Consider the following 20035-nt stretch of genomic DNA (forward strand, 5'->3'; position numbering starts at 1 on the left):
CCCACCGATACCGCCTTCGCGGCAGACAAATCCTCTCTATCACGCCATTGCGTGCGTCGGAAGTATTTGAATTATCGCTACCTTTGGGTTAACCAATTCTTTATTAGATCGGGGCTAGGGTCCTGACAAAGGGAATTGAACGGTGCCGTGTTTTGGCATCGGAGGTGCGAAATCATAAAACTGAGGAAATATCATGGCCGTTGATTTGGGTATGCCGATCCTGATCGTCGACGACTACAAGACAATGCTGCGCATTGTCCGCAATTTGCTGAAACAGCTTGGCTTCAATAATGTTGACGAGGCAACCGATGGCGCCATGGCGCTGGAGAAAGCCCGCGCCAAGCAATATGGTCTCATAATCTCTGACTGGAACATGGAACCCATGACCGGTTACGAGCTTCTGAAAGAAGTGCGCGCTGACAACCAGCTTAAAGCCACTCCTTTCATCATGGTAACCGCAGAATCGAAAACCGATAACGTGATTGCCGCTAAAAAGGCGGGCGTGAACAACTATATCGTCAAGCCGTTTAACGCTGCTACGCTGAAGCAAAAACTGGTGGCAGTGCTCGGAGAATTCTAATGGCGGGCGAACAGCTTCCGAAACAGATTGAGCTGCTTGTCGATAATTTGCGGAAGCAGAATACGGCGCAACTGTCCCTGACAGACGTTGCGTCTGTCACCGAAGTGCTGATCGGCACGATGACTGTTTTCTTCCGGTCAATCGACACCTCAATCTATCGCGAATGCCGTTCGCTTAGCGACTATATCCATAATGCCCGCAAAGAGATCGCGGCACTCCAGCCCGGCGATCTCGAGAGCAACCGTATTCCACGGGCGGGGCTTGAGCTTGATGCCATCGTGCAGCAAACCGAAGAAGCCACCAACACCATCATGGAGTCGGCCGAGGAGATCATGGGCCTCGATCCTAGCGACACGGAAAACTACGTTGCCAAAAGCCAGGATGCCGTCATGCGCATCTTTGAGGCATGCTCCTTTCAGGATATTACCGGTCAGCGAATCTCGAAAGTGGTCGAGACACTCTCACACATCGAAAAACGCGTGCTTGAGCTGAGGAACTTGCTCGGTGTTACCGAGGAAGATATTGAACAGGCCAAGGCCGACCATGTGGAGGAAAAAGTCACCAGCGGCGACAAGGCTCTGCTCTCCGGTCCGGCCTTGCAAGGTGAAGGTATCGACCAGTCAGAGGTGGACGCCCTGATGGGTGGCGGCGCCACCACGCCTGCTCCAGAACCGGCACCAGCCCCTGCGCCCGCTCCAGCAGCCGAACCGGCCCCCGCACCCAAGCCAAAGGCTGAAGCGCCAAAGGCCGTGAGCCCGAAACAACTGGATAAGATGTTCGAAGAGGATTTCGACCCGGTTGCTGAGCACGAAGAGGCCGAAGCGAAAAAAGCCGAGGAAAAGAAGAAGGCCGAGGAAGCTGAGGCGAAAAAAGCCGAGGAAAAGAAGAAGGCCGAGGAAGCTGAGGCGAAAAAAGCCGAGGACACAAAAAAGGCCGATGCCAAGAAGAAAGACAAGGAAGTTGAGCTGCCAGCTGGCGAGGAAGTCAGCCAGGACGATATCGACGCCCTGTTCGGCTAACCGCACCTCACCACACAAGCGATTCCATGACGGCGTGGGGAACTGCTTTCTCCGCGCCAAATATTTCTCTGAAACGACCAACCGAAACCTGACCACGGGCGTCTGCCGCACTCGTGAGCACCGGGTACTCGTCACGATGGATACCTCCTGCAATAAACAGCCCGCGATAGCCCGCGGCATGAGCGCCTGCCATATCCGTCTGCAGGCTGTCGCCGATCATCATGACCTGCTCGCCTGAGAGCGAACCGGGCGCGAGGCCGATTTCCGGCAGGCAGGCCTCTAGCGCGCTGGCCATGGGTTTGCCGAACCAGTGCACCTCGCCGCCCATCGCGGTATAAAGGTCAGCAACTGAACCCGCGCACAGGTATAGCTTTTCGCCCACATGCACCACACGGTCCGGGTTGGCACACAGGAACGGCACATTTTTTTTGGCCGCACCCGCAAGCCAGCCACGATGGCTTTCCACATCAAAAAAATCGAGGTCCGTCGCAAGGATGATATCCGCCTCGTCCGGCGTTTTGACCATGGTAACCGGCAGGCCATCAACGGTGTTGTGGTCGCTTTCAGGGCCCATGTGATAGAGCTTCGCTCCTCGATAGCGGGCCCGAACCTCATCTCGTGCCAGCCCACCCGAGGTTACGATATAATCCGTGAGCGCGGACGGCATGCCCATTTTGACAAGCAGGGCGCGGACATGCGTACGCGGGCGGGGAGCATTTGAGAGGAACACAGTAAGTACATTGTTCGCACGGGCCTTCTCGATGGCCTCAACGGCTTCCTCGTTCAGGCGAATACCGTCATGCATCACGCCCCAAAGGTCACAAATGATCAGCGAAAGTTCAGGGCAAAATTCACGTAAACCACGGCTCAGGGAAACAGCAGCCGCCTGTCGGTTGGGCATAATAGACTTTCTATAGTTCGCGGTTCATGTCATTAGCTGCGGTCGGCTCACCAAACAGATAGCCTTGGGCGAATTCGGCGCGGGCTTCAAGGGCCTGCAACACCATGTCTTCGTTCTCGATCCGGCTTACAATAAGCTGCATGCCCTTGCGGCGCAGGAAGGATTTCACTGCTTCCGCGTCACCGTCCTCCGGATTTGCTGCCAGCAGGTCCTGCAAATCAGACTTGATAAACTGGAATTTACGGTCACCCAGAAGGGCAAAGTCCTGATTGAAGTCTTTCACAAGATCCATCGAGAAGCCAAAACCCTTGCGGCCAAGAGTCAGCAAACGATCTTTCACGTCGCCCTCCAGGGTCATGTAATCCTCTTGCGCGATCTCGAACACCAGCCGGTCGCGGAACTCTTCATTCGCGGTCATGAAGTCGATGAACTGCGGGAAAAACTCTTCGTCCGCCATCGAATATTTTGACATATTGCAGAAGAACCGCACATCGGGGCGGCGTTTGCCCATGCGGCGCACAAGCTGGATGAGCCGGAACAGCAGCAGGTTGTCAATCGTGCCGATCAAACCCTTGCTTTCGGCAATTTTCATATATTGCCGCGGCAGCACGATCCGGCCTTCGTCATCCCGGACTCGGCTGAAACATTCGTAATGCACTGTCCGGCGCGCGGGCAAGGCCACGATCGGTTGCAGGTAAAGGTCCACCCGGTTTTCAGACAGTGAATTCCGCACCACCGACAACAACTGATCTTCGCGCTTGATCAGGCGGATCGGGGCCTTCTTGCGCCCCAGCCCCTTGGGTGCCGCTTTGCCCACCGGTTTAGGAATCGCATCACTCAGCGCATCGGTGTTGCTTTCGCTTTCATCTTCATCGTCCCGGTCCACCTCATCCGAGCCAGAGTCAACCACCGCCATCGCTGCTTCTTCCGGCGTCAGTTCAAGCTCGGCGATCTCCGCCTCGCTCATGGGTTCGGCTTTATCCTCTGGCTCAGGAGCTACGGGCGCTTCCGCTTTGCCCGCCTTGGTTTGCACTTCCGTGTCAGCGCTCAACTGCAGCGCTTCCTCATCTGTGCCCGACTTTTTGGCCTTCTTCGGTTTGGCGCTGAACTCGACTTCCCGTTCCATTACCTGTGTAAGCAGGGTGTGCAGCACCTTCAGCTCGGAAACAAGCTGGTCGCTTTTTTCGTCACCCTTTTCACCGTGCCTGCGGGTACGCTCAAGGTCTTTCCTCAAGATCAGGACCATATCCTCAAGCTTCTCAAGCCGGCTGTCCGCATCTTTTTCGGCGCGGCGGGCAATCAGCCACATCTGGATCTGCCAGGCGCCAAAAAACACCAGAAGGCCGAGGATGCTGCTCAAATCGCTCGGCACCTCAAAGGCGCGCGGCGGGATCACTGTGATCGCCACCCCCAGCACAGCGTATGAAACAAGCAGCAAAATCTGCGTCATGATGGACATGAAGAACCGGTCCCTTTCCCATTCCCGAAACCTGAGTGCATGCTGGCACAAGCACGCGGCAAGGTTAAGACTTTTATTGCAACATCACGCGCTGGTGCTTTTCAAGCCAAGCACTTGCGGCCTATAGTGACTTTAGCGACTTTGTCATGAGGCTGCCCTACTCGGGCGTCATACTTCTGTCCCGGCGTTACTTTAGGGGTAAAGCCGCCGGGCAGCATGTTAGGGAGACAAACACATGAAGAAGTTTTTACTGCTTATCCTGATCCTTTTGGTCGGCGGAGGCGCCTATGCCTACTATAAGCTCGACACCATCGTCAAAACCGGGGTTGAGACCAAAGGCCCCGAAGTTCTGAAGGTGCCGGTGGGCGTGAAAGGTATCTCTCTCTCTCCCTTCTCGGGTAGCATCGGAGTCAATGGGCTTACCATCGGGCAACCTGAAGGCTTTGGTGATGGCCAGATCGCCACGCTTGAAGGCTTCGATATGAAAGTCAGTACCAAATCCCTGTTTTCTGACCATATCATCATCGATAGCATCATGGTGGATGCGCCCAAGCTCGATATCCGCAGCAAAGGCGCACAGACCAATTTTCAGGCCCTGCAGAAAGCCATCGGCTATCAAGCCAGCACAGAACCCACCAACGTGACGCTCACCATCAAGAAGATGACGGTCAAGGGCCCGGAGATCGCTGTGCTCTCTGAGGGCGGCATGCTGAATGTGGACGAACGCATCAAGCTTGAAGACTTCACGATCACCGATCTCGGCACAGACGAAAAAGGCCTCGCGCCGCAAGAGATCGCCCGTCACGTGATGGCGGTACTGGAACCTCAGATTGCCAAGGCGCTGGTAAAGGCGCAGGCTTCAGGCAAACTGCAGGAACTGACAAAGGGCGCCGAAGGAAAACTGGAAAAGGGCATTGGCAGCCTTGTAGGCAAGCTGAAGAAAAAAACCGATGACGAAAAAGAAGAAGACGGCAATAACTGATTGATTTCTGGACGCAACAGTCCAATATTCGCTTCACCTACAGGGAGATCACTATGTCACTGGAAAAAATCACAGACGAAATCCGCGGCCGCGTTGGCGCGCATTCGCCAATTTCTGCTATTATCAAGTTCGACTTCGGCGACGACGGCGTTGTGCGCATCGACGGCAAATCGTCACCAACGGTTGTCGACAACGCCGACACCGAAGCTGACTGCACGGTTAAAACCACGATGGACAATTTCGTTCAGATCGCGGAAGGCAACCTTAACCCGCAGATGGCTTTCATGACCGGCAAATTACGTGTAGAAGGCGACATGAGCCTTGCCATGCAGCTTGGCTCCATCCTCGGATAAGCCATAAAGGTCGTTATGTTTGAAAAGTTTCGCAGTGCCGCCCTCGCCTTGAGCGTATTTGTCATCCTTCTTGGGATCGGCGCCTATGTGATGGTGCAAATGGGCGGCGGCGACAAATTATTCGGGGGCAAGGACGGGTCTTTGCCCCCAGTCGATTTTGGTACACTGGACAGGTCCTTTGATGACCCGAGTTTCCTCCTGTGTGCGAAAGACGTGTGCCCCAACGCAGATGTCGATGGACCCGCCCCCCGATTTGAGGTGGATGCACAGGCCCTGCGGCTTGCCATCGTTGACTTTGCCGACAATATGCCAACGGTCAGCACCTTCCGCTTTGACCCGATGAACAATCAGTTCGACTTCACCGAACGCCTGCCCGGTGAAAGCCTGCCATCGGTCATTACCGTCAGAATCACCGATGTAGACGGCTACACCAGCACCTTGGCGATCTACAGTCGCACCCCTGTTGGCAACAGCAGCGCCGCTGACCACGAAAAACGTGTCACCCGCTGGCTTCGCATGATCGAAACCCGGCTCGGCCAATAATCAATTTGTATTTTTCCGGGAAAAGCGCCTGAACCGCACCTGAACTACCTCGGGTAAGCGATCAGTAGTAGTCGCTATCAAACTCGTCATCGGCCTGGCTGGGCACCGAGGCTCCTGGCAGCGACTGGTTGCCGTCCGCCAGGGCCCCCAGGGCACCGGCAGGCTGGAACGCGGCCTGTTGCTGGTAAGCCTGCGCGCCTTCCGATGGCGAAGCCTGTGTCGGCGTGCTGAAAGCCCTGTTGATGGCAATTGTCTCACGCACGCTGGCTTGTGTCGTCAGATAGCTATCCCGCGCGCGGCTGAGGTTTGAAACCGGCGGCAACGGTGCTCCGGCTTCCTGCGTGCGGGTTTCAGCAAGGATGAACTGCACACCGGTAGAAAGCAGGCCACGCCCCGCAGGTTGCTGGGCTTTTTCAGCGGCGGGTGCCAGGCTGGCGCTGGCGACATTTTGGGCACCATCAAGCCCACGCGAGAACGCACCCGTGCGTGTCTCCGTCGAGCCAAAAGGACGCGCTGGAGCACGGTCTGTACGTGAGATTGGCGCCGCGGCACGCGACTGCATGGCAAATGCAGCATCCGCCATTTATACACCCATTTAATTACACCCAGCGACAATTTACCCCGGCAAGGGCCGCTCTGGCAATGCAGAAGCGCAAAAAAGCCTGGATTGAGTGCTGGAACACCCGGTCCGCCTGTGCTATCGCTCAGGCCACATACGGTGTGTTCCGCCATTCTGACCGTAAAACTCAGTGGACAGAGGGAAGGTGCCGAGGGGGCCACCGGGGGAACGCATGACAAGAATAACTCAAGATAAAGCGAAAAGTTGACATGGATAATAATACGCTCGCGATTTACATTCACGAACTCCGCAATCAGTGCCTGCACGCGGAAGCGTCTTTCAGTATTTTTAACCAGGCAATGGCCAACAAAGCCGGCGCAGGCATCCTGTACGGCGGCCAAAGCATCCTGATCCCGGGTAGCCAGATCTCATCGCTGTTGTGGCCGACACGTGCCCGCGCCCGCAGCCGGGGCGAAGCGCTGCGCAAGGTTCTTGGCCTTAATGAAAAGCACCCTCTCAATGATCGCCGCCTGTGTGAGCTGTGGGAACGCTCGGACGAAAAGTTCGAAGAATGGGTTAACCAGACCAAGGGCCAGCAGGTCATTTTTGACCTCGTGGGCGATCCATCACAGGTTGGGGACGGTGATATCAAGGACGAGTGTGTTTACCGTGCCTATAACCCGACCACGCGCGTTTACTGGTACCGCGGTGTTGCCTATAACCTGCAGGCCGTGGCGAACGCGCTGACCGATGTTGCCAAACGGGTCAACACGATTTACGCCCAGATGTTCCCTGAACAGGCCAAGGCAGACGCTGAAGCCCGTCGCCGTGCCGCCGACGCGCAGCAAACCGCGCAGGTCGCGGCTGACGCGCAAGCCAGCGCGGCAAACGATGCATCGGGTGACGAAAAACCCGGCGAAAAACCAGCAGCAAAAAAAGCTGCACCAAAGAAAAAAGCCGCCGCTAAAAAAGCGCCTGCCAAAAAATCGTCCAAATCCGAATAATATAAGTCGCATCTGGGGCCCGGCCACAAGCTTGGGCCCCAATATAATGCGTAATAATGCGCGTACTGGATAATGCGCAATAATGCGCATACTGGCGATTTGACCTATTTGCCTGATTGTGCATTTTTTGTATGATACGACCCGCTTGAGCCAACAGCGCCCGAGTTGAGCACCAGAACAAGGACTTGTGCACCGATGAAAAAACGACTGTCTTTTGTAGTTGCCGCTGCACTATTTGGAAGCCTGCCCGCAAGCGCCCTCGATTGCGGAGAGCCGCCGATGCAGCAACCTGCTGTGCCCGATGGCCATCGCGCCGACGCTGATGATATCCGCACGGCGCGTGATGCTGTGCTCGGGTATTCAAAAAAGGTGGATGAATATCTCACCTGTATGGACCAGCGCGCTGGCGATATCCTGCCGTATCTGACCAAAGAGCAGAAATTGCGCTGGGATGAGGACCTGACCAGCATCCACAACCACCGCCGTGACCTGCAGGTCAAGCTCAATGAAGCAATTCGCGCCTACCGCAGGCAAGACAGCTGATTGGCTGAATTTGGCAAGTAGCCGGAAGGGGCTCCAGGGGCCCCTTTTTTTATTGCCCGATTACCCACCCAACAATAATGGACGCTTGCGTCTATAAAATTTGACAGCCCACAAGGTGCGCCCCATCTTCATGACAAAGGTCCAAAAAGAGGGATGATCATGTTGGCACGCCGCGCCGTTTATGATGAAGAGCATCATATCTTCAGAGATGCCGTTCGTAAGTTTTTTCAAACTGAAGCAACACCGAACGGAGAGGCCTGGGCAAAAGCGGGGCAGGTGCCGCGCGCATTCTGGAACAAATGCGGGAAAGCCGGGATTTTGTGCCCGCAATTGCCGGAGGAATACGGTGGTGTCGGTGGCGATTATCGTCTGAACTGCGTTATCAATGAAGAGCAGGTTTATAACCGTGGAGGCGGGGCCGGGCTTGCCGTGCACTCTGACATCGTCGCCCCCTATCTGCTGCATTATGGCTCGGACGACCTGAAGGAACGTATCCTGCCCAAAATGGCATCCGGTGAAATGGTTGGCGCGATCGCCATGACCGAACCCGGCACCGGCAGTGACCTGCAAGGCATCAAAACCACCGCTAGACTTGACGGCAATCACTATGTGGTCAATGGCTCAAAAACCTTCATCTCAAACGGCCAGAATTGCGACTTTGTTATTGTGGCCTGCAAGACAGACCCCAAGGAAGGGGCCAAGGGTGTCAGTCTCGTGGTGGTGGAGTGCGACCGCGATGGTTTCCGCCGCGGCCGCAACCTCGATAAAATCGGCCAGCATTCTTCCGACACATCAGAGTTGTTTTTCGATGAGGTCCGTGTACCTGCCACCAACCTGATCGGACACGAAGGCGCCGGTTTCATGTATCTGATGCAGCAACTGCCGCAGGAGCGCCTGTCCATTGGTGTCATCGCGATGGCAGGCGCCCAGCGGGCATTTGACATCACGCTTGACTATGTGAAGGAGCGGCACGCGTTTGGCCGTCCGATCTCCGCGTTCCAGAACACACGGTTCAAGTTGGCGGAAATGAAAACGGAGATTGACGTCGGCTGGGCGTTTATCGACCAGTGCCTCGCCCGTCATGTGAAAGGGGAGCTTGATGCCGTCGGTGGCGCGATGTCCAAACTGTGGACCACTGAAATGCAGGGCCGTGTTGTGGATACCTGCGTTCAGCTTCATGGAGGATATGGTTTCATGGCCGAGTATGAGATTGCCCATCACTTCACCGACAGCCGGGTACAACGCATTTATGGCGGCACGTCAGAGATCATGAAAGAGCTGATCGGTCGCTCGCTCTAAAAAGCCTTGTGAAAACATATAGGTGGTAGCCTTCCGGCTATCCCCACGCTATCGTGGCGAGTAGCCAATACCAAGGGTTCCTTCATCATGACCATGCCCAAGCTAACCGCCGTGATCTGCTTCGCCAATGAAGGCGAGGAGGTGGAAAATACAGCCCGTGGCATCCGGCAGACCTGCGGGGATGAGGTTGATATCCTGCTCATCAACGATGCATCGACGGACGGGGTGGATTATGAAACGGTTGCCGACAGATATCACTGCCGTTATCTCGTGAACGAGGAACAGATCGGGCCTGCCCACGCGCGGCACAAGGGAGCCAGCTGGGCGAAAACGGAAAATATCATCTTCCTTGATTCCCATATGCGCTTTTATGCCGACGACTGGCACCATATTATCAACGATATTATCGACAATGACCCCAACGCGCTCTATTGCACACGAAGCCGCCCTCTTAAGCAGGGTGGTGTTTATGAGGGCGGTGTTGTGGGCCACGGTGCAAGCCTCGTGTTCGAGCAGGAAGATTTCAACAAATCCCTGCAACCCAAATGGAACACCGACCAATTAGCCGAAAGCGGCACCTCATATATTCCCTGCATCCTGGGCGGAAACTACGCATCCCGGCGGGATTATTTTCTCGGCATCGGCGGCTACCGTGGGCTGCATCGTTATGGCGGCGAGGAAGCGCTGGTAAGCATGAAAAGCTGGTTGTCTGGCGGCACCTGCCAACTGATCGAAGATGTCGAGATCGGCCACATCTACCGTGACGAAAAGGGAGCACCATGGAGTGGTAATATAAAGTATTATCATTTCAATAAGTTAGCGACAGCCGCCATCCTCTTTGAACTGAAGGAATATGAGCGTTACAAAGCGCAGCTTAAGGCGTTGCCGGAGTCCCCGCAGGCTTTCAAGGTGTATGAAAGCCGCAAGCATTTTGTCGAGCGCGCGCGCTTTCTGTTCCAGACCATTCGCCGCCAGCCGATGGAATATTTTTACCAGTTGAATGATGCCTTCCGCCGGGGCGAAAAAATCTCCCCCGCGTGAGTTTAACTCTCTGTCAATATTCACGGTTTAACAAAGAGGGATCAACCGGCCCACAGTGGATTGCAGGCGGCAATTCTTCATGCTAGACCGGGCAAAAGAATGCTCGAGACCAAAGCCAGACAAAGGAAACCGCAATGGCCCGCAAGAAAGTCACCCTGCAAGCAAGCCTGCCCCATGGCACCTTTTATTGGGTTACTGAGGTAGAGGCGGGGTCTGAAGAAGAAGCTGTTGTGGCGGCCGAGAATCTTTTCATGGCTGAGATGGACAATATCGACGAATGGGAATTTACCGATTTCGCTATCGACAATTCCTGAACGCCCGCACACCCCGCCTGCCTGAAAATAGCCCCGGCCGGTGCCAATACAGTGACCCAAAACCCCTTGCTGCACCTGATGTGAAACAGACCATGGGCACGCCCTATGGTGTTTCGCTGCCAGCCTCTCTGCCCGCACACATATCGCCCACTGAGCGTTTTAGCCAGCGATCAAGCGCGGCAAATGACGCGTCCCAACGCGCGTCATGCACGCCTTCCTCACTGAAAAACCAGAAGCGTTTGTTGTAGGCCTTGGGGCGGATGACCTCCCTCACTGAAACACGGGTTGAGCATTCCCCTTCGGGCGCCAGCTCTATGCGGTACCAGCGCTGGTCCCTGTCAGATTCCTGAATGGTGGCGAAGAGCCGTTCAGGCAATGCTTCCTTGGTCTGTTCCACCGCATGCCAGGTCTTGTACCCGCGCTTCCAGAACAGAAGGCGTGTGGACCCGGCCTGCACCATGTCGCCAGTCAGGCGCTGGGTGTCCACCAGCTCAGCCTGCCAGCGCACGCGATTCTTGTCGTCATCGATAAAGGCCCAGATGTCCCTGGCGCTGTAGGGCATTACTTTCTCGTAGGTCAACTCGAACCCGGCATCGATCACCAACACAAGGCGAAAGACGACAGAGAAAACCACAGCGGCAATCACTGCCACCACAGATTTATGCAACAGATTCCAGTCTCTAAAACGGTCTCGCACCTTCAATCCCCTTGACCACGCGGCTTACCCAGCCCACTTTATTGATAGCACCGTCCGATGCAAGGGCGGCATAATTCTGGGGAGGGCATATGACAATCACACTTATTACGGCAAGCTTTCTGGGCCTGCTTCTTATCTATCTTTCCTTCAATGTCTCCAAGCACCGCGGCCGGGCCAAGGTCTCGATTGGTGATGGTGGCGACGATAAGTTGGCACACGCCATTCGCGCACACGGCAATCTGACAGAATTTGCTCCGATGGCACTGATCCTGCTGGGCCTTCTGGAGTATCAGGGCACAAACCCGCTGTATATAATGGTTCTGGGCGCCGCTTTTGTTCTGGGTCGCCTGATGCATGGTCTGACCTTCGGCAAGTTCGAAGGTCGCAACCCCTACCGGTTCTGGGGCACCATCCTGTCATGGCTGGTGATTGTGCTGGCCAGTGTGCTTGGCCTGCTGAAGGGTTACCACCTGATGTAACCAGCCCGCGGCCCGTTGCCCGCGTTCAAATCCTGACTGAATGGGTTTCCGTCATCTCAAACCCGTTCAGTCCCTTTGCAAACACCTGCACATCCAGTTCGCCGTCACATATCTCGACAATATTAAAGCCGTTTTCCTGGCCGCGAAGCCGGGTCGACAACGCAGTGGAGGCGCTGAGATAAACTGTCTTGTGGCCCTCATCCCCCAGCGTGGTGACCGAGGCGTGATGCACATGCCCCGTCAGCACCACATCAACCTTCAGCCGCCTGAGCGCAGCCTGGGCGCGGCGCGCACCAAAAACCCTGGTATCAAGCGGTACGTTCACGGCGTCATGAATGGGATGGTGGAACACGCACACCCGGTGTTTGGCCGGGCTTTTCTCAAAAACACCTGCAAGATACTCAAGCTGGCTCTCGGAAATGGCACCATTGGCCCAGTTCCAGTGCGGCAATGCCCGCCGGGCTGAATTGAGGCCCGCGACAATAACCCCTCGCCCCTCATGCACAGGGCACAGCTCATCCTTAATGTGTTTGCGGTATTTTTTATAGGGGTTGGCAAATCGTTCCCACAGATTAAAGCGCGGGATGTCATGATTTCCCGGTACCGACAGGACCGGCGCACCGAGGCTTTCAAGGAAAGTCCGCGCGGCACGAAACTCGCGCGCGCTTCCCACCTGCGTAAAATCACCGCTAACCACGACAAGATCCGGCCCCGCCCGCCGTATCACGCCCACAAGTGCCTCAACCACATCGGCCTCCTCGGTGCCGAAATGCAGGTCTGAGAGGTGCACAAGGCGCATGAAGCTCATCAGAAAATCGCCGTCCATGTTGTGTACATGCCCCAAAGCGAAACGAGACATATGATGAAGGAGAATACGAGCATCAGTCCGTCCCGGCCGACAAGGCCAAGCCCCATAAACAATATACCTGACGCAGGTAACGCCGCCAGAAACGGAATGAAGCCCAGAATACTGATCGATATCGCCAACAGGATACAGATGATTGCGCCGACCGGCTCAAACTCGCTTTTTGTGAAGTACCGCAGGCGCGGGTAAATCACCTTATCCACCTTGGTCGTATAGGGCTTTGCCTTTTCGAGCGCGTCGATGAACCTGTCCCGACTGAAGGAGAACCGCGAGAGCCGCGCCGGTATCCAGGGGTGCCGACGTTTAAGCAGTATTTGCAACGAGACCAGGAGGACAATAAGCGCGCAGACATCCGGCACGCCGGGGATGGCACCCGTCGGCAAAATTGTAATGAGTGCAGGACCGATCAGAAGCGGACCATAGCCACGGGAATTAAGGGCCTCCACCAGCGCCTGCACACTGATCTCGTCTCCTTCTGTTTCATCCCGTATGGTGTCCAGCGTTCCACTCAGCGCGTGCGTATCGGTCATGACATCTCTCCGTCCCCCTGAGGTACAAGAAGGTTCAACGCCCGCGGCTCAATCCGGAAATGAAGTGGCATTTCCACCGTACGGGTTTCTCCGTCGAGTGAGATTAACTCCTCTTTGTGACCGGAATGCAGCACAAGCTGCCGCGCCTGCCACTCGCGCACCACCGGGTCACGCCCCCAACCGCCTGTCGGCAAGCGCATCAGCAAACGGACCTTGTCCCAGTTGTCCGCAGGTGCCGCTGAATAAATTGCCAGCGCACCGCCCCGCAGGTTGCGGCGGCGGAAGCTTTCCATCAGCCAGTTGCCTGACTTGTCAAACGCGTTGCTTGAAATAACAAGCATCGCCGTGTTGAGACGACGGCGGCGCTTGCCGATCGTCAGTTCCACGCGGCGCTGGAAAACCTTGTCCATCCTGTTGAAAACAAAAGCGGTCAGACGCGGCAGCAAAACAAGGTCGTTCTGACCTCGGTTTTCTTCCCTGAATTCAGAAGATTCGGCAAGCATGCCAAGGGCAGCGCAGCACAGGAACAACTCGTCCCCCGCCCAGCCGACATCAATGGCGACTTCACGCGCGCCAGTTGCGTATGCCGCCAGCGCAGCGTCAAGGTCCGGCGGGATGCCCGCGTCGCGCGCCAGCAGGTTCATGGTCCCAAGTGGCAGCACGCCAAAGGGCTTATTGCTTTCCAGCATATACTCCGCACAGGTTTTAATCGTGCCGTCGCCGCCGCCGATCAGGACCGGGTGTTCACCACCCGCGGCCTCCGCCAAACGGTCCCCCAACGCATCGGGCGCGACAAATTCCAGCTTTGCAATTGGCAAATCGCTCTCGGCCACCGCTCGCTCAAGCGCTTCGCGCCCGGTCTTCCCGGCGGTGCCTGATCCGCTATTGATCAACAGATGGTAAGGGGTTGTACTGGTCATGGAGCTCACCCGGCGAAGTTTTTATAGACGCCTGCATAAATACATCCCCGGTATGACCGGTTTTAGACCACATCAGTCTTTGCCGTTCATTTCCTCTTTTTTATTGGGTCCGCTGTCCGCTATTCCCTGCACTTTCTCCCGGTAGATTCCGCCCAGCGTCAAGGTCAGGACAATCGCGAGAAAAATAAGGATCGCAACGCCGTAGAAGCCAAAACCAACAGTCAGACCAATGGTGCCCGACGCCCAGATACTGGCTCCGGTCGCGGTACCGACAACAATGTTGCCTTGTTTGACAATGGCACCCGCACCCAAAAAGCCAATACCGGTCAACACGCCCTCCATCAGCTTGGACATATCGATATGCGGGGTCCCTTCGGTGGTGAGGTAAACATGCTGGATTTCCTGCCCCAAAATGGCAATACCGCAGCTACTGACAGCGATGATCATATAGGCGCGAAAGTCTATCGGTTTGTTTTTATTGTCACGGTCAAGCCCAATGATCATACCAAGAATCAGCGCAAGGGCGACCCGCAGCACCAGTTCAGGCAACGACACCACGGAAATATTCAACGTCGACAACAGAGTTTCCATATAATCAATCTCACATTCTTTTTTTAAGTTGGCGGTACTATGCAAGCCGTGTTCGCTGGCCTGCCGGACGCCTATTTTTCCGATAGTGCAAGCCGCGCGCCGAGACCGATCAGCGTCATGCCGGATAGCCAACCCACCCACCGAGAGCCCATGCATGACGCCTTGACCCGACGCGCAACCTTGTCAGCAGCAAGGATGACGATGACATCCGCGCTTGAAAACGACAGGTTCACAAACGCGCCAAGAATAAGGAATTGCGCCCACATCGGTAGGCTGGCCGTAGGATCAATAAACTGTGGCAGGAAGGCGATGAAGAAAATCGCCACCTTGGGGTTGAGTATCTCGACCCACATGCTTTCAAAAAATGCGCGGCGGGCTGATTTGCCGCCCACAGCTGGCAGGTCACCGGCTTTCTGCTGCTGACGAATGAGCCCGATACCCAGCCATATGAGATATATTGCCCCGCCCACCTTCACCACCGTATACGCAAACGGCACATGAGTGAAGATAACGCTCAACCCCAGGGCTGCTGCAATCACATGGACGTAACAGCCCAGATGGATGCCAAGGGCGGCCATGAATCCGGCCTTCCGGCCTCGTGCCAACGTCTGCGCGGCGGTATATAGAATTGCCGGCCCCGGCACAAAGGCGAAGATTGCGGTCGCGATAAAAAACGGTATCAACTGCTCAAAAGACGACATGGCCCAGCCCCTATCTGGTTGTTGCAAATAAGCATAGGAAAAGATGGTGCCGGAAATGAGGCACCTGTTTGATGTGTGGAATTAAAAGCATCGGATTTCAAGTGCTCAGTTTTTGCCGGATATCGTCATAAACCGCGACAGGTCGGACCGGGCTGCGGCGTCAATCCAGCGCAGATAAGGCACTTGCCATGGCGGTGTTTTTTCGTACCCATGTGCGGTCAGGATATCGTCTACCGCCTTGATCACTGCACGCCCTGCCGAATCGTTACTGCACCCGATGTAGCTGGTGACAAGCCCTGCTTCTTCAGCAATGGGTAGCGTGACAAGACTGTTCATCTGGTCCTTGCCAGCATGCAGCCGCATGAAGTAGCCAACTTCGTCTGGGTAGGCAAAAGTATAGCTCACCCGCCCGCGTGCGAGCATCAAAAACGCAAGCTCAGGCCGTGCAGCCGTATGCAGCAACCCGCGTTCCCGCGCACGCCTTACAAACGGATCAAGCACAGCGCCGTAGGTCCGGTCTTTTACGGCACTGCCCTGCATGCCGTCTATTCGGGCAAGGGTCGCGAGGCTTATTTGCCCACGCTCGTCAAGATAGGGGTCAATGCGTGCCATATCGCTTTCACCGACCACGAGGCGGATCGGCAGAGAGGTCAAAATAGGGCGAGAGAAAATCATAAATCTTTCCCGTTCCGGCGTGCGGCCAAGCGCACCGGCACAGGCTGCTGTGCCGTACCGCACACTTGCAATTACCCTGGCCAGAGCGGTCTGGTGGCGTTTGATGGTGAAACCGGTCAGCCTGTTTTCGAAATAGCTGAGGATTTCATCCTGATAGCCCTGCCCCTCAAAAGGGCCACTGCCGATGAAGGCCGGGGGAAAGCTGTGAGTATACCAGTTTATGGTTGAAGGCTGCCGTGACGTGCTGTCCGAATCGTCTGTCTGGCGATATTCTGCCCGGATAGCAACAGACGGCGTCAGCGCAGCCGCCAAGAGCAACATAGCAGCAAAAACGCTGAAACAATGCATGGTACGCCTCCCCGGCAGAATCACGTTTCCTCTCCCCTGACGCCATATCGACTATCATCATCGGCGAGCGCGCTGTCCGATGCAAGAGATGAAAGTGATTCACCTTAAGGGATATGAACTGACCTACCCGCCCGCACCTGGCGACGGTAGGGTCGACCGCTGGGGGGCGACCATGCGGCCAGGCGTTGAAGCGTTTGACATTAACCGCGCGAGCAGATCACGGTTTTCCGGTAAAATCAGTGTGTGTTGACGCGGCGGTCGCTTCGTCACATAAGGTGCGCGAACAACCCCGGCCCCTTTCCGGGCAAACATGCAGACCCGATAACGATTGAGACAGGTACACGCGTGAGCATCCGCGATTTGAGGCAGGCCCCTTTTGTCCTTCTGGATGACAGCCGCCCCCCACACCGGGCGGGGCGGTCGGTGCTGTTTCATTCTCCTGATGACATTATCACGGCTCACCGGCTGGAAGAGGTTGGTCCGGCCTTGGCGCGCATGGATGACGCCGTGGCTCGGGGCTATCATCTCGCAGGCTGGATCGGATACGAGTGTGCCGCCTATTTTGAACCCCGGATTAAAAAGCGCATGGGGCCCCTGGCAAGCGAACCACTGCTGTGGATGCTGGTCACACGACAGCATCAGTCACTGACGGCGGCCGAGCTGAACGACCTTTTTCATGCCAGCCATCGCGGCAGCGGACGCCCAGCTCGGCTCGAGATCGGCACGCCGAAAGAAACCTCCGCGAGCTATGCTTCCGCCCTCAACCGCATTCACGACTATATAGCTGCAGGCGATGTGTATCAGATCAATCATACCTTCGTGCTGCCTGTTAATGTCGAAGGCGACGCACTGACGCTATATGAGCGGCTACGGCAAAACCAGCCGGTGCCCTATGGCGCTTTCATCGATACCGGTGACCGGCGGGTTCTCTCCCTTTCCCCGGAACTGTTTGTCGAACGCCACAAAACGCATCTTGCCTGTCGCCCGATGAAAGGCACCGCCCCCCGCGGTCGCACCACCGCAGAAGACCAGACCGTGGCGGGGTTTTTGCGTAGTGACAGCAAATCCCGTGCAGAAAACCTCATGATTGTTGACCTGATTCGTAACGACCTGAGTCGGATCGCCAAACATGGCAGCGTTAAAGTGCCGGCCCTTTTTGAGGTTGAGAAGTACCCCACATTGCATCAGATGACCTCAACCGTCACCGCCGATGCGCCGGACGACCTGACACCATCTGAGCTTCTAGCCGCGCTGTTCCCATGTGGGTCGGTCACCGGCGCGCCAAAAGTACGGGCGATGGAAATTATCAATGAGCTTGAGCATGACCCTCGCGGCGTCTATTGCGGCGCAATCGGCCATTTCAGCCCGGAAACGAATCAAGGCGGACCGCGCTGGAGCCTGAATGTGCCAATTCGCACCATTGTGCTGGACAGCGCCGGGCATGGGCGCCTGAGCATAGGCAGTGGTGTGGTTGCCGATAGTGACACAGCGGCTGAATATGAGGAATGCCTGCTGAAAGCGCGGTTCGCCCGCGAGGATGCTGACAGTTTCTCCCTGATTGAAACGTTGCGACTCGACACCGATGGCACCTACGCACGGCTCGACCGGCATCTGACCCGCCTGGCGGATAGTGCTGCATACTTCGACTTTACTTATGATGACGCCAATGTGCGGGAGGTTTTGGCAGACCATGCGGCAGTATTTTCAGGCGCAAGCAAAACACGCCGGGTCCGGCTGCTTGTAGGACCACGCGGCTCGGCATCTGTCACCAGCACAGCATTGCCAGCCAAAGGACAGACGGAAGCTCGCGTCTGCATCGCCCGGCAGCGCACACGATCAGCCGACCGGTTTCTTGCCCATAAGACGACGCGCAGGCAGACGTATGACGGGGCCTTCGCCCAGGCTTTCAGCGCCGGATATGCTGATACGGTCTTCTTCAATGAACGCAATGAGTTGACGGAAGGCGCTATCAGTACGGTCTTCATTGTGGAGGGTGGCAAGTGGTATACCCCTCCCCTTGATGCTGGCGTACTGCCGGGTATCCTACGCGCGGAGCTGTTGGCGTCAGATGAAATGAAGATCATCGTCGAACCCATCAGCCGACGTCGGTTTCTGGATGCCGACGAGATATATATTGGCAACAGCGTGCGTGGTCTGCGACGCGTCACGCTGGATATCACAACACGTTAGGAGAGACGGCATGCGGCTTGCGCGATTGAGGAAAGACGATCTCGACATTCTCGCTTTTGTAGATGGCGACCGCTTTCTGCCCACAGGTAGCGCGCTCCCCGGCGCTCCACAGGACCTGGGTGCATTCCTGCGCACCGCGAGCTGGAACACAGGCGCTGAAGCCGCCGCCCGCCACGAGGGCTGGTTGTCGCTTGAGGGTGTGACTTGGCTGCCGCCACTCGGCCCCGCCAGCCGCATTTTTTGTGTTGGCAAAAACTACGCCGACCACGCGCGCGAAATGGGGATGACAGCGCCAGGTGGCCCGGCAGCCCCTGACATCTTCATCCGTTTTCCGTCCAGCTTTGTCGGCCATGGCGGAGACATAGAATACCCTGTGGGTGACCCCACTTTCGACTTCGAGGGCGAACTTGCTGTGGTCATGGGTCGTGCCGGACGCGCTATCGCCCCCGCAGATGCATGGAACCATGTTTTTGGACTGACGGCCGCCAACGACGGCTCGTTACGCCGCCTGCAAAAGCGCACAAGCCAGTTCACGCTGGGGAAAAATTTCGACCGGTCCGGCGCACTCGGCCCGACCATCGCACCAATCCACGCCTTTGATCTGCCGCTCAGGCTTGGCGTGCGCACCTTTGTGGACGACGCCGTGATGCAAAACGGCAATACCGACCAGATGCTGTTTGATGTGCCCCATGTGATCGCCACCATCAGCGCAATAACAGAGCTTGAGCCAGGCGATATTATCCTGACAGGCACACCGGCCGGTGTCGGCGCAGGGCGTACCCCCCCGTTGTTTCTCTCCCCCGGCCAACGCCTGCGCGTGGAGATTGACGCGCTCGATTCGCTTGAGGTTTCGGTGCAGCCCGTCGATATCGAACCCGTCTGAGGCCAACAGAAGCACCAGACATGCAGCCCGCCGCCTTGGCTTCGGCATGCTCTCACCACGCTTTTGCCTAAATTTTCATGCACACATTAACTGGTTCTTTAGATGTGAAGCGTAGTCTTTTCCTTGTCGCAGAGGGTCAGCTTTGGTGGGGATTGAGCCGACCCGTATGAGACACGCTCGATAGCTTAACTAAGGTAAAAAGAGTATGCGTTCATCATCCACCGGTGCTTCCTCTGTATCCACGGCAGATTTCGAAGATAGTTATATTTCTGACGACTGCCGCGCTCTCGCCGTCCGGCTTTCGGGCCATATGGGTCTTGAGCATGCAATGCAGATCAGTAACGAGAATCAGTGGCATGGTGTCGTAGCCGCGCTTCGCGAAATGCAGCAGAAAAAAAAGCGCATCTGCTGAACTTTCTAAACCAAAGTTTTAGGGTGTAACTTTTGTTACGCCCAAGCTGTAATCATCAACCGATAGTAGCGATACCCCTCTAAACATTTGACTTTTTACCAAAAAAGTTACATTATCACATAATCAAACACCCTGTCATTCAGGTGA

At 56.1% G+C, this 20035-nt stretch carries 24 protein-coding genes; 14 read left to right on the forward strand and 10 right to left on the reverse strand.

The window, feature by feature from the left end; all coding sequences use genetic code 11:
- The first annotated feature begins 193 nt into the window (after nt 1-193).
- Nucleotides 194-580, forward strand: a complete 387-nt coding sequence (locus OEU85_RS13090) for a response regulator (protein WP_262691947.1) — start codon at nt 194-196, stop codon at nt 578-580.
- Nucleotides 580-1599, forward strand: coding sequence for a protein phosphatase CheZ (locus tag OEU85_RS13095; RefSeq protein WP_262691948.1), 1020 nt, complete (start codon nt 580-582; stop codon nt 1597-1599). Before OEU85_RS13090 ends, OEU85_RS13095 begins: the two co-directional genes overlap by 1 nt.
- 7 nt (nt 1600-1606) lie before the next feature.
- Here the strand turns inward: OEU85_RS13095 and OEU85_RS13100 are convergent, their stop codons facing one another.
- Nucleotides 1607-2500 carry a TIGR01459 family HAD-type hydrolase gene (locus tag OEU85_RS13100; RefSeq protein WP_262691949.1) on the reverse strand — a complete coding sequence of 298 codons (894 nt, stop codon included), beginning with the start codon at nt 2498-2500 and terminating at the stop codon, nt 1607-1609.
- 10 nt (nt 2501-2510) lie between these two features.
- Nucleotides 2511-3959: an EAL domain-containing protein gene (locus OEU85_RS13105; RefSeq protein ID WP_262691950.1), complete on the reverse strand. Its 1449-nt coding sequence runs from the start codon at nt 3957-3959 to the stop codon at nt 2511-2513.
- Between the two features lie 235 nt (nt 3960-4194).
- Between OEU85_RS13105 and OEU85_RS13110 the strand changes: the two genes are divergently transcribed.
- Genes OEU85_RS13110 through OEU85_RS13120 form a run of 3 tightly spaced genes read left to right on the forward strand, consistent with a single transcriptional unit; the run spans nt 4195 to nt 5837 of the window.
- Nucleotides 4195-4941, forward strand: a complete 747-nt coding sequence (locus OEU85_RS13110; RefSeq protein ID WP_262691951.1) for an AsmA family protein — start codon at nt 4195-4197, stop codon at nt 4939-4941.
- A gap of 53 nt (nt 4942-4994) precedes the next feature.
- Nucleotides 4995-5294 carry an SCP2 sterol-binding domain-containing protein gene (locus OEU85_RS13115; RefSeq protein WP_262691952.1) on the forward strand — a complete coding sequence of 100 codons (300 nt, stop codon included), beginning with the start codon at nt 4995-4997 and terminating at the stop codon, nt 5292-5294.
- A 15-nt stretch (nt 5295-5309) separates the two neighbouring features.
- Nucleotides 5310-5837, forward strand: a complete 528-nt coding sequence (locus tag OEU85_RS13120) for a hypothetical protein (protein WP_262691953.1) — start codon at nt 5310-5312, stop codon at nt 5835-5837.
- Nucleotides 5838-5898: 61 nt separating this feature from the next.
- On the opposite strand, the gene OEU85_RS13125 is transcribed toward OEU85_RS13120, so the two are convergent.
- Complete coding sequence (locus OEU85_RS13125) at nt 5899-6420, reverse strand: hypothetical protein (protein ID WP_262691954.1); 522 nt, start codon at nt 6418-6420, stop codon at nt 5899-5901.
- Between the two features lie 245 nt (nt 6421-6665).
- Between OEU85_RS13125 and OEU85_RS13130 the strand changes: the two genes are divergently transcribed.
- The 5 genes from OEU85_RS13130 (at nt 6666) to OEU85_RS13150 (ending at nt 10597) form a co-directional block, all read left to right on the forward strand.
- The gene (locus OEU85_RS13130; RefSeq protein ID WP_262691955.1) at nt 6666-7400 is read left to right on the forward strand and encodes a hypothetical protein; all 735 of its coding nucleotides are present in this window, start codon (nt 6666-6668) and stop codon (nt 7398-7400) included.
- A gap of 279 nt (nt 7401-7679) precedes the next feature.
- Nucleotides 7680-7943 (forward strand): hypothetical protein, encoded by a 264-nt coding sequence (locus tag OEU85_RS13135; RefSeq protein WP_262691956.1) that lies wholly within the window; start codon nt 7680-7682, stop codon nt 7941-7943.
- Between the two features lie 162 nt (nt 7944-8105).
- Nucleotides 8106-9242, forward strand: coding sequence for an acyl-CoA dehydrogenase family protein (locus OEU85_RS13140; RefSeq protein WP_394805429.1), 1137 nt, complete (start codon nt 8106-8108; stop codon nt 9240-9242).
- Between the two features lie 87 nt (nt 9243-9329).
- Nucleotides 9330-10283 carry a glycosyltransferase gene (locus OEU85_RS13145; protein ID WP_262691958.1) on the forward strand — a complete coding sequence of 318 codons (954 nt, stop codon included), beginning with the start codon at nt 9330-9332 and terminating at the stop codon, nt 10281-10283.
- Between the two features lie 134 nt (nt 10284-10417).
- Nucleotides 10418-10597, forward strand: coding sequence for a hypothetical protein (locus tag OEU85_RS13150; protein ID WP_262691959.1), 180 nt, complete (start codon nt 10418-10420; stop codon nt 10595-10597).
- A 103-nt stretch (nt 10598-10700) separates the two neighbouring features.
- Here the strand turns inward: OEU85_RS13150 and OEU85_RS13155 are convergent, their stop codons facing one another.
- Complete coding sequence (locus tag OEU85_RS13155) at nt 10701-11294, reverse strand: SRPBCC family protein (RefSeq protein ID WP_262691960.1); 594 nt, start codon at nt 11292-11294, stop codon at nt 10701-10703.
- A gap of 89 nt (nt 11295-11383) precedes the next feature.
- Between OEU85_RS13155 and OEU85_RS13160 the strand changes: the two genes are divergently transcribed.
- The gene (locus OEU85_RS13160) at nt 11384-11773 is read left to right on the forward strand and encodes an MAPEG family protein (protein ID WP_262691961.1); all 390 of its coding nucleotides are present in this window, start codon (nt 11384-11386) and stop codon (nt 11771-11773) included.
- Nucleotides 11774-11798: 25 nt separating this feature from the next.
- Here the strand turns inward: OEU85_RS13160 and OEU85_RS13165 are convergent, their stop codons facing one another.
- The 6 genes from OEU85_RS13165 to OEU85_RS13190 all read right to left on the reverse strand — a co-directional run bounded on the left by OEU85_RS13165 (nt 11799) and on the right by OEU85_RS13190 (nt 16403).
- On the reverse strand, nt 11799-12599 hold the full coding sequence (locus tag OEU85_RS13165; protein ID WP_262691962.1) for a metallophosphoesterase family protein: 801 nt from the start codon (nt 12597-12599) through the stop codon (nt 11799-11801).
- On the reverse strand, nt 12581-13168 hold the full coding sequence (locus tag OEU85_RS13170) for an exopolysaccharide biosynthesis protein (RefSeq protein ID WP_262691963.1): 588 nt from the start codon (nt 13166-13168) through the stop codon (nt 12581-12583). The genes OEU85_RS13165 and OEU85_RS13170 overlap by 19 nt, the downstream gene beginning before the upstream one ends.
- On the reverse strand, nt 13165-14088 hold the full coding sequence (locus OEU85_RS13175) for a diacylglycerol/lipid kinase family protein (protein WP_262691964.1): 924 nt from the start codon (nt 14086-14088) through the stop codon (nt 13165-13167). The genes OEU85_RS13170 and OEU85_RS13175 overlap by 4 nt, the downstream gene beginning before the upstream one ends.
- A 72-nt stretch (nt 14089-14160) precedes the next feature.
- Complete coding sequence (locus OEU85_RS13180; protein ID WP_262691965.1) at nt 14161-14679, reverse strand: MgtC/SapB family protein; 519 nt, start codon at nt 14677-14679, stop codon at nt 14161-14163.
- A 71-nt stretch (nt 14680-14750) separates the two neighbouring features.
- Nucleotides 14751-15380, reverse strand: coding sequence for a LysE family translocator (locus OEU85_RS13185; RefSeq protein WP_262691966.1), 630 nt, complete (start codon nt 15378-15380; stop codon nt 14751-14753).
- A gap of 105 nt (nt 15381-15485) precedes the next feature.
- A complete protein-coding gene (locus OEU85_RS13190) occupies nt 15486-16403 on the reverse strand; it encodes a transporter substrate-binding domain-containing protein (RefSeq protein ID WP_262691967.1) in 918 nt (305 codons plus the stop codon).
- Between the two features lie 345 nt (nt 16404-16748).
- On the opposite strand from OEU85_RS13190, the gene pabB reads away from it, so the two are divergent.
- From pabB to OEU85_RS13205, 3 genes are all read left to right on the forward strand, one after another.
- Entirely contained in the window at nt 16749-18593 is a 1845-nt protein-coding gene (gene pabB, locus OEU85_RS13195) for an aminodeoxychorismate synthase component I (RefSeq protein WP_262691968.1), read from the forward strand.
- A gap of 10 nt (nt 18594-18603) precedes the next feature.
- The gene (locus OEU85_RS13200; RefSeq protein WP_262691969.1) at nt 18604-19476 is read left to right on the forward strand and encodes a fumarylacetoacetate hydrolase family protein; all 873 of its coding nucleotides are present in this window, start codon (nt 18604-18606) and stop codon (nt 19474-19476) included.
- 205 nt (nt 19477-19681) lie between these two features.
- The gene (locus tag OEU85_RS13205) at nt 19682-19888 is read left to right on the forward strand and encodes a hypothetical protein (protein ID WP_262691970.1); all 207 of its coding nucleotides are present in this window, start codon (nt 19682-19684) and stop codon (nt 19886-19888) included.
- Nucleotides 19889-20035: the final 147 nt, after the last annotated feature.

Origin of the sequence: Kordiimonas aestuarii, assembly GCF_025574465.1 — a bacterium.
Classification (GTDB): Bacteria; Pseudomonadota; Alphaproteobacteria; order Sphingomonadales; family Kordiimonadaceae; genus Kordiimonas; species Kordiimonas aestuarii.

Excerpts from the sequence above, each read along its gene's own strand:
- OEU85_RS13175 (WP_262691964.1), bottom strand. The coding sequence starts at position 14,088 with ATGACCAGTACAACCCCTTACCATCTGTTGATCAATAGCGGATCAGGC.
- OEU85_RS13150 (WP_262691959.1), top strand. The coding sequence starts at position 10,418 with ATGGCCCGCAAGAAAGTCACCCTGCAAGCAAGCCTGCCCCATGGCACC.
- OEU85_RS13130 (WP_262691955.1), top strand. The coding sequence starts at position 6,666 with ATGGATAATAATACGCTCGCGATTTACATTCACGAACTCCGCAATCAG.
- OEU85_RS13165 (WP_262691962.1), bottom strand. The coding sequence starts at position 12,599 with ATGGACGGCGATTTTCTGATGAGCTTCATGCGCCTTGTGCACCTCTCA.
- OEU85_RS13160 (WP_262691961.1), top strand. The coding sequence starts at position 11,384 with ATGACAATCACACTTATTACGGCAAGCTTTCTGGGCCTGCTTCTTATC.
- OEU85_RS13115 (WP_262691952.1), top strand. The coding sequence starts at position 4,995 with ATGTCACTGGAAAAAATCACAGACGAAATCCGCGGCCGCGTTGGCGCG.
- OEU85_RS13145 (WP_262691958.1), top strand. The coding sequence starts at position 9,330 with ATGACCATGCCCAAGCTAACCGCCGTGATCTGCTTCGCCAATGAAGGC.
- OEU85_RS13135 (WP_262691956.1), top strand. The coding sequence starts at position 7,680 with ATGCAGCAACCTGCTGTGCCCGATGGCCATCGCGCCGACGCTGATGAT.
- OEU85_RS13120 (WP_262691953.1), top strand. The coding sequence starts at position 5,310 with ATGTTTGAAAAGTTTCGCAGTGCCGCCCTCGCCTTGAGCGTATTTGTC.
- OEU85_RS13125 (WP_262691954.1), bottom strand. The coding sequence starts at position 6,420 with ATGGCGGATGCTGCATTTGCCATGCAGTCGCGTGCCGCGGCGCCAATC.
- OEU85_RS13205 (WP_262691970.1), top strand. The coding sequence starts at position 19,682 with ATGCGTTCATCATCCACCGGTGCTTCCTCTGTATCCACGGCAGATTTC.
- OEU85_RS13090 (WP_262691947.1), top strand. The coding sequence starts at position 194 with ATGGCCGTTGATTTGGGTATGCCGATCCTGATCGTCGACGACTACAAG.
- OEU85_RS13170 (WP_262691963.1), bottom strand. The coding sequence starts at position 13,168 with ATGACCGATACGCACGCGCTGAGTGGAACGCTGGACACCATACGGGAT.
- OEU85_RS13180 (WP_262691965.1), bottom strand. The coding sequence starts at position 14,679 with ATGGAAACTCTGTTGTCGACGTTGAATATTTCCGTGGTGTCGTTGCCT.
- OEU85_RS13190 (WP_262691967.1), bottom strand. The coding sequence starts at position 16,403 with ATGCATTGTTTCAGCGTTTTTGCTGCTATGTTGCTCTTGGCGGCTGCG.
- OEU85_RS13200 (WP_262691969.1), top strand. The coding sequence starts at position 18,604 with ATGCGGCTTGCGCGATTGAGGAAAGACGATCTCGACATTCTCGCTTTT.
- OEU85_RS13100 (WP_262691949.1), bottom strand. The coding sequence starts at position 2,500 with ATGCCCAACCGACAGGCGGCTGCTGTTTCCCTGAGCCGTGGTTTACGT.
- OEU85_RS13105 (WP_262691950.1), bottom strand. The coding sequence starts at position 3,959 with ATGTCCATCATGACGCAGATTTTGCTGCTTGTTTCATACGCTGTGCTG.
- OEU85_RS13185 (WP_262691966.1), bottom strand. The coding sequence starts at position 15,380 with ATGTCGTCTTTTGAGCAGTTGATACCGTTTTTTATCGCGACCGCAATC.
- OEU85_RS13095 (WP_262691948.1), top strand. The coding sequence starts at position 580 with ATGGCGGGCGAACAGCTTCCGAAACAGATTGAGCTGCTTGTCGATAAT.
- OEU85_RS13110 (WP_262691951.1), top strand. The coding sequence starts at position 4,195 with ATGAAGAAGTTTTTACTGCTTATCCTGATCCTTTTGGTCGGCGGAGGC.